Source organism: Geodermatophilus aquaeductus (genome assembly GCF_900182545.1).
Lineage (GTDB): Bacteria > Actinomycetota > Actinomycetes > Mycobacteriales > Geodermatophilaceae > Geodermatophilus > Geodermatophilus aquaeductus.
The window spans coordinates 1-9,531 of sequence record NZ_FXTJ01000010.1 but is presented as its reverse complement, the minus strand read 5'-3'; the positions used below and the strand labels follow the sequence as shown (position 1 = coordinate 9,531).

Here is a 9,531-nt window from a genome sequence, read left to right as displayed (position 1 = left end):
CGGGGCGAGATCAGTACGCGCCCACGGTCGTCCGGGTGGTCCGGGAAGGCGCCACCCACGCGTGTTGATCTTGGTCAGGGGTCCAGAGGCTAGGCGGTCCGGCCGTCGGGCCAGGCCGAGCGCGGCAGGCCGATCGCGCCGGCCCACAGCCGGGTGAGCACGTCGACGGCGGCGTCCTCGTCGAGGTCCTCCCCCGGGTCCTGCCACAGGTGCGCGAACGACTCGACCATCGCCCCCAGCGCGCTGGCGGTGGCGCGGGGCGGCAGGTCGCCGTCGGCCAGCCCCAGCTCCTGCAGCCGCACCAGGCCCTCCATCCCGCGGCGCACGAAGGCCTCCCGGACGTCGACACGCAGCCGCCGGAACTCCTCCCGGGTGTCGGCCAGCGAGTCGAGCACCCGCAGGATCCGGGCGTGCCGTGTGACGGCGGTGAGGTAGAGCCGGTTGGCCGCCTCGATCCGGGCGTAGGGCGCGTCGGGCGGCAGCCGCGGGCCGACCGTCGTCGCGGCGAAGAGGTCCTCCACCACGACGGCGACGATCGCCCGCAGCAGCGACTCCTTGGAGTCGAACCAGGTGTAGAAGGTGCCGTGCGAGACGCCGGCCCGCTCGGCCACGGCGTCGATGCGGACGTCGGCCCAGCCGCGCTCCTCGAACAGCTCCCGGCCGGCCTGCAGGAGGGCGGTGCGGGTGCGCCGTCCCCGGTCGGTGACCGGCACCTGCTCGGACTGCACGCCTGTCATCCCCCACCTCCGCTCACTCCGGGCCCGGGCAGCCTGCCACAGCCCGCGGGTAGTTGACGCATTCGTCAGGTCCTCGACAGACTGCGTGACCCAGACCACAGTCGCGCGCGGGAGAGGACATCCATGGACAGGGGCATCGGCAGCTGGCCGACGCGGCGGGCGTTCCTCTCCGGGGACCGCACCGCCCTGGTGGCGGGCGACCGGCGGATCACCTACACCGAGTTCGACCGCCGCACCGACCAACTCGCCCGGTCCCTGCGCGACCTCGGCGTGCGGCAGGGCGACCGGGTGGCCGGGCTGCTGCTCAACAGCCCCGCGTTCCTCGAGACGATGTTCGCCACCGCCAAGCTCGGCGCGGTCTTCGTGCCGATGAACCTGCGCCTGGCGCCGCCGGAGGTCAGCTACCTGCTCGCCGACTCCGGCGCCGACGTCTTCGTGTGGTCCGCGCCCCTGGCGCCCGTCGCCCGGGCGGCGCTGGCCGGCGAGGGCATCCGCGTGCGGCACCGGGTCGTCGCCGGCGGCGAGCCGCAGGACGGCGAGCTGGACCTCGAGGCACTGGTGTCGGCCGGCGAGCCGCGGGCGCTGGGCACCGACGTCGCGGGCAGCGACCTGTCCTGCCTGATGTACACCTCGGGCACCACGGGCCGCCCCAAGGGCGCGATGCTCACCCACGACAACCACGTGTGGAACGTGATCAACGTGCTGTCCTTCGGCCGCGGCCTCAAGGAGAGCGACGTGACGGTCACCGTCGCGCCGATGTTCCACATCGGCGGTCTCGGCGTGCACACGCTGCCGCTGCTCTACCTCGGCGGCACCAACGTCGTCCTGCCCTCCTTCGACCCGGCGCAGACGCTCGCGGCGATGGCGGAGGCGCGCGCGACCGTGCAGTTCCTCGTCCCGGCGATGTGGGCCGCGCTGACGACGGTCCCCGGCTTCGACCGCCACGACCTGTCCGCGCTGGAGCTCGCCGTCACCGGCGGCGCGCCGTGCCCGCTGCCGGTGATCGAGTTCTTCCAGGGCAAGGGCCTGCCCTTCCAGGAGGGCTTCGGCATGACCGAGACCGCGCCGGCCGTCTCGATCCTCGACGCCGACCACGTCAAGGAGAAGGCCGGCTCGATCGGCCGGGCGCTCATGCACGTCGAGGCGCGGATCGTCGACGACGACGACCGCGACGTCGCCACCGACGTCGTCGGCGAACTGGTGGTGCGCGGGCCCAACGTGTTCGCCGGCTACTGGGGGCTGCCCGAGGCGACGGCGGAGGCGTTCCGCAACGGCTGGTTCCACACCGGCGACCTCGGCCGGATGGACGCCGAGGGCTTCGTCACCCTCGTCGACCGCAAGAAGGACATGATCATCTCCGGCGGCGAGAACGTGTACCCGATCGAGGTCGAGCAGGTGCTCTACCGGCACCCCGCGGTCCGGGAGGTCGCGGTCGTCGGCGTGCCGGACCCGCGCTGGGGCGAGACGCCGGTGGCCGTCGTCGCGCTCGCCGAGGGCGCGCAGGCCGACGTCGACGAGCTGCTCGGCTACGCCCGCGAGCGGCTGGCGCACTTCAAGTGCCCGACCCGCGTGGAGTTCGTGCCCGAGCTGCCGCGCAACGCCACCGGCAAGGTGCTCAAGACGACGCTGCGCACGGAGTACGGCGGCGCGGCGGAGTCCGTGCAGCGGTGACCGCGCTCGGGGTCGCCGCCGATCCGTGGACGACACCCGAGCGGGTCGCGCTGCGCCGGCTGGCCCGCGACTTCGTCGCCCGGGAGATCGCGCCGAACATGGGCGCGTGGGAGGACGCCGGCGAGCTGCCGCGGGACCTGCACCGCCGCGCCGCGGCGACCGGGCTGCTCGGCGTCGCGTTCCCCGAGGAGGTCGGCGGCGGGGGCGGCGACGCGATCGACTCGGCGATCGTCACCGAGGAGGTGCTGCTCGGCGGCGGGTCGACCGGCGTGGTGGCGAGCCTGTTCACGCACGGGATCGCGCTGCCGCACGTCCTCGCGCACGGCTCCCCCGCCCTCGTCGACCGCTACGTGCGCCCGACGCTGGCCGGGGAGCTCATCGGCTCCCTCGGCGTCACCGAGCCCGACGCCGGGTCCGACGTCGCGGGGCTGCGCACCCGGGCGGTGCGCGACGGCGACGAGTACGTGGTCGACGGCGCCAAGACCTACATCACCAGCGGCGTGCGGGCCGACTTCGTCACCACCGCCGTCCGCACGGGCGGGCCGGGCCACGGCGGGATCTCGCTGCTCGTGGTCGACAGGGGCACGCCGGGGTTCACCGTCAGCCGACGGCTGGACAAGATGGGCTGGCGCTGCTCGGACACCGCCGAGCTGTCCTTCGCCGGCGTCCGCGTGCCGGCCGGGAACCTGGTCGGCGCCGAGGGCAGCGGCTTCGTGCAGATCATGCAGCAGTTCCAGTCCGAGCGGCTGAGCCTGGCGGTGCAGGCCTACGCGACGGCCGCCCGCTGCCTCGACCTGTCCCTGGACTGGGTGCGGCAGCGGCAGACGTTCGGCCGGCCGCTGTCGTCCCGCCAGGTCATCCGCCACAAGCTCGCCGAGATGGCCCGGCAGGTCGACGTCGCCCGCACCTACACCCGCGCCGTCATGCAGCGCTGGCTCGCCGGCGAGGACGTGGTCACGGAGGTGTCGATGGCGAAGAACACCGCGGTCGCCGCCTGCGACTCCGTGGTGGACGCGGCGGTGCAGGTCTTCGGCGGGATGGGCTACATGCGCGAGTCGGAGGTCGAGCGCCACTACCGCGACGCCCGGATCCTCGGCATCGGCGGCGGCACCACCGAGATCATGAACGAGGTGATCGCCAAGCGCCTCGGCCTGTGAGGCCGGTCCGGGTCAGGCCGGGTCGGCGACGACGTCGAGGTCCAGGTCGAGGTGGCGGCCGACCATCCCGCGGCCGCCGGTGACCCCGAAGGCGTGCCGGTCCAGGTGCTCGGCGCGGGCGTGCACCCGCATGCCGGTCCCCTCGCGCGCGCACCGGTCGATCGCCAGCTCGACCGGCACGGACACGCCGTGCGCCGTCACCGTGCCGGCGAGCAGCCAGCGGTCGCCGTCCTGCCGGGTGCCGGTGCAGGTGAACCGGATCTCCGGGTGGGCGTCGCTGTCGAGCAGCCCGGCGCCGGTGACGTCGCGGTCCCGGCGGGCGTTGCCGGAGCTGAAGCTGCCGGCGTCCACCACCGCGGCGACCGTCGTCCCCGTGACCGGGTCGGCGACGACGACCTCGCCGGAGAGGACCTGGAAGGTCGCGTGCACGGTCCCGAGGCCGAACAGGTGCCTGCCGGTGTAGGCGAGCGTCGACCGGCGGGGGTCGATGCGGTACCGCCCGGCGGTGGGGATCTCGATGGGGGTGGCGCTGCCGACGGTCATGGACCGGTCCTCCTCACCCCCGTGCGCGTCCAGGACAGCACACCTCCCCGCGCCCGCGACCGCTTTTCCCGCGCCGTGGCCGCCGTCCCGGGGAAGGAACCGCGGTCACGGGTCGTTGCACGGGGATCGGCGACCGGCGCGACGCGCACGCCGACCCGCGGAGAGGGCTGCCGCCCCCGCGCCTCGACGAACCCGCACCTCGACGAACCCGCACCTCGACGAACCCGCACCCGATGAACCCGGAGTACCGCATGAGCGCACCCGCCCTGGTCTTCCTCGCCCCGCCGCCGGCCGGCGGCGACCACGACGTCACTCCCGACCTCCCGGCATCGCGGCCCGCCCGCGCCGCCCGGCCCGCCGCGACGCTCCGCATGACCCGCGGCGCCCGCAACGCGGCCGCCGGCATGGACGTGACCGACGCCGACGTCCAGCGGTGCCTCGACGCACCCGACGACGTCACCCCCGACGCGAGGAACCCCTCGCGCGACCGCTACCGCCGCAGCGACCTGGTCGTCCTCGCCGCGGCCGACGGGATGGTCCTGCGGATCGAGCGCCGCGGCCGCTGATGGTCCCGCCCGACCCGTGACCTCGGGCCCGGGACACCGCGTCCCGCCCGGAGGACGCTCGGGACACCTGTCGTCCCGAGGAGTCCCGCCATGGCCCTCCGCGCCGCTCCCCTCCCTCGACCGGGCCCCGACGACCGGCGCCGCAACGCCGCCGGCCGGACGACGGACCGGGTGGAGCGGCTCTCGCGACTCGTCTGGGTCCTGCTGGCGCTCGCGGCCGTGCCCCTGGCCCTGACGGTCGGGAGCGTGGTCGCGCACGACGCCGGCACGCTGGCCTCCCAGCAGACCGCGGAGCGCCTCGAGGTCCCGGCCGACGTCCTCGAGGACGCCGAGGTCGTGGCCGGCGGCACGTCGTCGCTGCGGGCCACCGCGCCGGTCCAGTGGACGGCCCCCGACGGGACCGACCACGACGACACCGTCCCGGTCCGGCCGGGGACGCGCGCCGGCGAGACGGTGCAGGTGTGGATCGGCCCGGACGGCGAGTCCTCCAGCCGGCCGCTGGAGCGGACCGACGTCGTCGTCGTGACCGTCACCGCCGGGACGCTGACGCTGCTGCTGGGGCTGGCCACCGCCGCCGCGGGGCACGCGTCGGTGTGCGCCCTGGTCGGCCGCGCCCGCGACCGCGCGTGGGAGCGCGAGTGGGCCGAGGTCGAGCCGCTCTGGGCGGCCCGCTTCCGCCTGCGCTGACGCGACGCCGTCGGTCCCCGGCGCTCGTCAGGCGGTCGGCGCGGGCAGCGGCTGCGGGTGCAGGACCAGCACCGGACACCGCGCCGCGACGACGCAGTGCAGCGCCGTGGAGCCGAGGACCATCCCGGACAGCCGGCTGCGACTGCGGCTCCCCACCACGAGCAGCGCGGCGCCCTGCGCGGCGCGGACCAGGACCTCGGCCGGCGGGCCGGTCTCCACCAGCACCCGGACGCCGGGGCGGGCACCGAGGACCTCGCGCACGAGGCGCCCCGCCCGCCAGGTGGCGTGCGCGCCGGTCTCCCCGCGGACCGGCGTGGCGGCCGACCCGAGGTCCCCCCAGTGCTCGGGAACCCGCCGGGCGACGACGACGTCGAGGTCCGCGGCCATCCGGCCGGCCTCGGCGGCCGCACGCCACAGCACCTCCCGCGCGTCGTCGGTGTCGTCGAGCCCGACGACCACCCGTGCCCGCCCCGGCGCGGGCGCGGCCGGGTGCACCACGGCCACCGGGCACCGCGCCCGCGGGACGCAGCCGAGGGCGACCGAGCCGAGCAGCGTGCTGCGCGCCGCCCCGCGGCCCCGGCTGCCGACGACGAGCAGGCCCGCGTCGGCGGAGCGCCGCACGAGCTCCTCGACCGGCCGGCCGGTCAGCACGGTGGCGGCGACGGGCACCGACGCGGTGTCCGGCGCGTCCCCGTGGCACCCGTCCACCAGGGCCCGGACGTGGTCGGCGACGTCCGCGCGCACCCGGTCGACCCGCGCCGGGTCGAGCAGGCCGGCCTCGCCCCAGGACTCGCCGACCGGGAGGACGGTGACCACCTCCAGGCCGGTCCGGGCCCGGGCGGCGGCGGCCAGCGCCCAGGCCACGGCCGCCCGGCTGGTCGGCGACCCGTCGAAGGCCGCCAGTACCCGGCCCCCCGGCCCGCCGTCTGCCGGCTCTCCCGTCACCGGCGGGGTGCCCACGGTCAGGCGAGGGCGGGCGCGTCGGCGCCGGGCTGCTGCTGCGGGGAGGCGTCCATCCGGGGTCCTCACGTCGGGCCCGGATGCGTCCCGGGCGGCGTCCCCGACGATGCGCCGCGCGGGCGCGCCGGACCCGGGGCGAGGGACCTCCGGTCCCGGGACCTCGGTCCCTGCCGGGAACGGCCACCGACCCTGGGCCGGGGCGCACGGCGCTCCCTAACGTCCGGGACGACCGACCGGAGGTGGAGCCGTGCAGGCGAGGGACGTCATGGACCGGCACGTGGGAACGGGAGGTCCGCGGTGAGCCGGCCGCGGGTCCTCGTCGCGTACGCGAGCCGGCACGGGTCCACCCGGGAGCTCGCCGAGGCGCTCGCCCGGGACCTCGCGGAGTCCCCGGCGGGACGCCGGTCCGGCCTGTTCGCGGCGGCGCTGGCCACCGAGTCGCACCCCGACCCGGCCCGCTGGGACGCGGTGGTGCTCGGCAGCGCCGTCTACGCCGGCCGCTGGCTCCCGTCGGCGCGGGAGTTCGCCGTCGGCTCCGCGGGGGAGCTCCGCCGGCGGCCCGTGTGGCTGTTCTCCAGCGGGCCGATCGGCGATCCCCCCTACCCGCCCGACGAGCCCCAGGACGCCGCCGCCCTCACCGCCCTGCTCGCCCCCCGCGGTCACCGGGTCCTCCCGGGCCGGCTGGACCGGTCCCTGCTCGGCTTCGCCGAACGCGCCGTGGTGACCGCCATGCGGGCTCCCCTCGGCGACTCCCGGGACTGGGCGGCGCTGCGGGAGTGGGCCGGGGAGATCGCCGCCGCGCTGGTCGAGGGGTCCGTGGCCGTGCCCCTCGGGCCCTCCTCCGGGCCGTGACCGGCGTACGCCGCGGCCCGGTCGGCGGAACGGCCGCGGAGCCGGCCGCGGAGCACCGGGAGGACCTGACCGGCGAGGAGTGCCGACGGCTGCTCGGCACGGCCTCGCGGGGACACCTCGCCTTCACCCGGGACGCCCTGCCGGCGATCGCACCCGTCCGCTACGCCGTGGACGCCGACCGGCTGGTCATCCCCGCACGCCCGGACAGCGACCACCTGCTCCCGCCCCGCGGGGCGGTCGTCGTCCTCGGCGTCGACGAGTTCGACGGCTGGTCCGGCTGGTCGGTGACGGTCACCGGGCACGCCCGGACCGTCACCGACCCGGCGGGGGTGGCCACCTGGGACGCCCTCGGCTGGCCGGGCCTCCCGGACGCCGACGACGGGCACTGCTACGTCGTCCTCCGGGCCGGCGTCGTCCGCGGCTGGCGGACGCCGGCGGCGCCCGCTCCCCGGCGATCGGCGTGACCCCCTCCCGCAGCGACCGGACGCGCGCCCCGGGTGCCTACTCCGGCGGCGTCTCCCGTGACAGGCTCCCCGGACGGAGGAGTTCCGTCCAAGGGGGAGGTCCCGACGTGAGCGGACCGGAGCGCCGGCCCGGGCCGGACCCGGACGGCGGGTCCTCACTGGCCGGGATGCGGCTCGCCGAGCTGATCGGCGAGGTGCAGGAGCGCCTCGCCGCGGTGGCGCGCAGCCAGGCGCGCGTGCAGCAGCTGCTCGACGCCTTCCTCGCCGTCTCCTCCGGGCTGGACCTGGAGACGACGCTGCGGCGCATCGTCGAGACCGCCTGCGACCTCGTCGACGCCCGCTACGGCGCCCTGGGCGTGCTGGCACCGCAGGGCGGCCTGGCGGCGTTCATCCACGTCGGCGTCGGAGCCGAGCAGGCCGCCGCCATGGGACACCTGCCGGAGGGCAGGGGCGTACTCGGCCAGCTGATCACGGAGCCGTGTCCCCTGCGGATCAGCGAGCTCAGCGGGCACCCCGCGTCGGTCGGCTTCCCCCCGGGACACCCGGAGATGCACAGCTTCCTCGGGGTGCCCGTCCTCGTCCGCGGGACGGTCTTCGGCAATCTCTACATGACCGAGAAGCGGCACGGGATGTTCACCGCCGAGGACGAGGCCGTGCTGACCGCGCTGGCCGGGGCCGCGGGCGTCGCGGTCGACAACGCCCGGCTCTACGAGCAGGCCGAGGAGCGGCGCCGGTGGGCCACCGCCCTCTCCGACGTCCGGGCCGCTCTGCTCGGCGACGACCAGGGGAGCAGCGCACTGGCCCTGATCGCCGACCGGGTGGCCGCGCTGACCGGGGCCGAGGCCGCGTGGATCGTGCTCGGCCCCGACGACGACGGCTGCTACGAGGTCCGCGTGCAGGTCGGCGAGGGGCTCCCGGACCTCACCGGGAGGCGGGTGGCCGCGTCCGACGTCCCGGTGCTGCAGGCCGTGCTGACCGGCTCCGGGGAGGTCGTCGCCGTCGACCTGACCGGCACGGCCCGCGGCGGCCCCGATGCGCACGTCGACTGGGGGCACTGCCTGGCCGTCCCCCTGCGCGGGACGCACGCCGAGCCGGCCGTCGTCGTGGCCGCCCGCCGGGCCGGCGCCGCGCCGTTCGACCCCTCGGTGACCCCGCTGGTCGCCGCGTTCGCCGACCAGACGGCCGTGGCGCTCGACCGGGCCGCCCAGCAGCGCCTCGCCCGCCAGCTCGACGTCTACGAGGACCGCGACCGCATCGCCCGCGACCTGCACGACCACGTGATCCAGCGGGTCTTCGCCGCGGGGCTGGGGCTGCAGTCGGTGCTGCCGCGGGTCGCCGACCCGCAGGCGCAGCGCCGGATCCGCGACGTCGTCGGCCAGCTCGACGCGACCGTCCGCGACATCCGCACCAGCATCTTCGACCTGCACACCGCCGACTCCTCCGACGACGGGGGCCTGCGCCGCGCGGTCCTGGACGCGGTGACCGCGACCGCGGGCGACCTGGAGTCGACGGTGCGGATGTCGGGCGCGGTCGACACCCTCGTCACCGGCGAGCTGGCCGTCGACGTGGTCGCCGTCGCCCGCGAGGCGGTGAGCAACGCCGCCCGCCACTCCGGTGCCCGGCACGTGACCGTCACCCTCGACGTCGGCGACGAGGTCGTGCTCGAGGCGGTCGACGACGGCCGCGGCATCGACCCCCGCGCCGCGCGCAGCGGGCTGCGCAACCTCGAGGAGCGGGCCACCCGCCGCGGTGGCGGCCTCACCGTCGACGCGCCCGCCGAGGGCGGTACCCGGCTGCGGTGGTGGGCGCCCCTGCCCTGACCGGGCCGGTCAGCCCTGGCGGGAGCCGCCGGAACGCAGCTCGGTGGCCAGCACCGCCGCCTGCGTCCGCCGTT

At 76.7% G+C, this 9,531-nt stretch carries 10 protein-coding genes; 7 read left to right on the top strand and 3 right to left on the bottom strand.

Annotated elements, in window-relative coordinates:
• Window positions 1–89: 89 nt before the first annotated feature.
• The gene (locus FN207_RS20295; RefSeq protein WP_142460273.1) at window positions 90–737 is read right to left on the bottom strand and encodes a TetR/AcrR family transcriptional regulator; all 648 of its coding nucleotides are present in this window, start codon (window positions 735–737) and stop codon (window positions 90–92) included.
• A 123-nt stretch (window positions 738–860) separates the two neighbouring features.
• On the opposite strand from FN207_RS20295, the gene FN207_RS20290 reads away from it, so the two are divergent.
• Both FN207_RS20290 and FN207_RS20285 read left to right on the top strand, forming a co-directional pair.
• Window positions 861–2,408: an acyl-CoA synthetase gene (locus tag FN207_RS20290; protein WP_142460272.1), complete on the top strand. Its 1,548-nt coding sequence runs from the start codon at window positions 861–863 to the stop codon at window positions 2,406–2,408.
• A complete protein-coding gene (locus tag FN207_RS20285) occupies window positions 2,405–3,565 on the top strand; it encodes an acyl-CoA dehydrogenase family protein (RefSeq protein ID WP_221888317.1) in 1,161 nt (386 codons plus the stop codon). Before FN207_RS20290 ends, FN207_RS20285 begins: the two co-directional genes overlap by 4 nt.
• 12 nt (window positions 3,566–3,577) lie before the next feature.
• Here the strand turns inward: FN207_RS20285 and FN207_RS20280 are convergent, their stop codons facing one another.
• The gene (locus tag FN207_RS20280; RefSeq protein ID WP_142460271.1) at window positions 3,578–4,108 is read right to left on the bottom strand and encodes a YceI family protein; all 531 of its coding nucleotides are present in this window, start codon (window positions 4,106–4,108) and stop codon (window positions 3,578–3,580) included.
• 251 nt (window positions 4,109–4,359) lie between these two features.
• Here FN207_RS20280 and FN207_RS20275 point away from each other — a divergent pair, with 251 nt between their 5' ends.
• Entirely contained in the window at window positions 4,360–4,674 is a 315-nt protein-coding gene (locus FN207_RS20275; protein WP_142460270.1) for a hypothetical protein, read from the top strand.
• A gap of 90 nt (window positions 4,675–4,764) precedes the next feature.
• Complete coding sequence (locus FN207_RS20270) at window positions 4,765–5,361, top strand: Rv1733c family protein (RefSeq protein ID WP_142460269.1); 597 nt, start codon at window positions 4,765–4,767, stop codon at window positions 5,359–5,361.
• A 27-nt stretch (window positions 5,362–5,388) separates the two neighbouring features.
• Here the strand turns inward: FN207_RS20270 and FN207_RS20265 are convergent, their stop codons facing one another.
• Window positions 5,389–6,306: a universal stress protein gene (locus FN207_RS20265; protein WP_142460268.1), complete on the bottom strand. Its 918-nt coding sequence runs from the start codon at window positions 6,304–6,306 to the stop codon at window positions 5,389–5,391.
• A 312-nt stretch (window positions 6,307–6,618) separates the two neighbouring features.
• On the opposite strand from FN207_RS20265, the gene FN207_RS20260 reads away from it, so the two are divergent.
• The 3 genes from FN207_RS20260 to FN207_RS20250 all read left to right on the top strand — a co-directional run bounded on the left by FN207_RS20260 (window position 6,619) and on the right by FN207_RS20250 (window position 9,457).
• Window positions 6,619–7,173 (top strand): flavodoxin domain-containing protein, encoded by a 555-nt coding sequence (locus FN207_RS20260; protein WP_142460267.1) that lies wholly within the window; start codon window positions 6,619–6,621, stop codon window positions 7,171–7,173.
• Complete coding sequence (locus tag FN207_RS26445; protein ID WP_185938450.1) at window positions 7,170–7,637, top strand: pyridoxamine 5'-phosphate oxidase family protein; 468 nt, start codon at window positions 7,170–7,172, stop codon at window positions 7,635–7,637. The genes FN207_RS20260 and FN207_RS26445 overlap by 4 nt, the downstream gene beginning before the upstream one ends.
• A gap of 107 nt (window positions 7,638–7,744) precedes the next feature.
• Window positions 7,745–9,457, top strand: coding sequence for a GAF domain-containing sensor histidine kinase (locus FN207_RS20250; protein WP_221888316.1), 1,713 nt, complete (start codon window positions 7,745–7,747; stop codon window positions 9,455–9,457).
• Window positions 9,458–9,531: the final 74 nt, after the last annotated feature.

Excerpts from the sequence above, each read along its gene's own strand:
- FN207_RS20295 (WP_142460273.1), bottom strand. The coding sequence starts at position 737 with ATGACAGGCGTGCAGTCCGAGCAGGTGCCGGTCACCGACCGGGGACGG.
- FN207_RS20290 (WP_142460272.1), top strand. The coding sequence starts at position 861 with ATGGACAGGGGCATCGGCAGCTGGCCGACGCGGCGGGCGTTCCTCTCC.
- FN207_RS20280 (WP_142460271.1), bottom strand. The coding sequence starts at position 4,108 with ATGACCGTCGGCAGCGCCACCCCCATCGAGATCCCCACCGCCGGGCGG.
- FN207_RS20275 (WP_142460270.1), top strand. The coding sequence starts at position 4,360 with ATGAGCGCACCCGCCCTGGTCTTCCTCGCCCCGCCGCCGGCCGGCGGC.
- FN207_RS20270 (WP_142460269.1), top strand. The coding sequence starts at position 4,765 with ATGGCCCTCCGCGCCGCTCCCCTCCCTCGACCGGGCCCCGACGACCGG.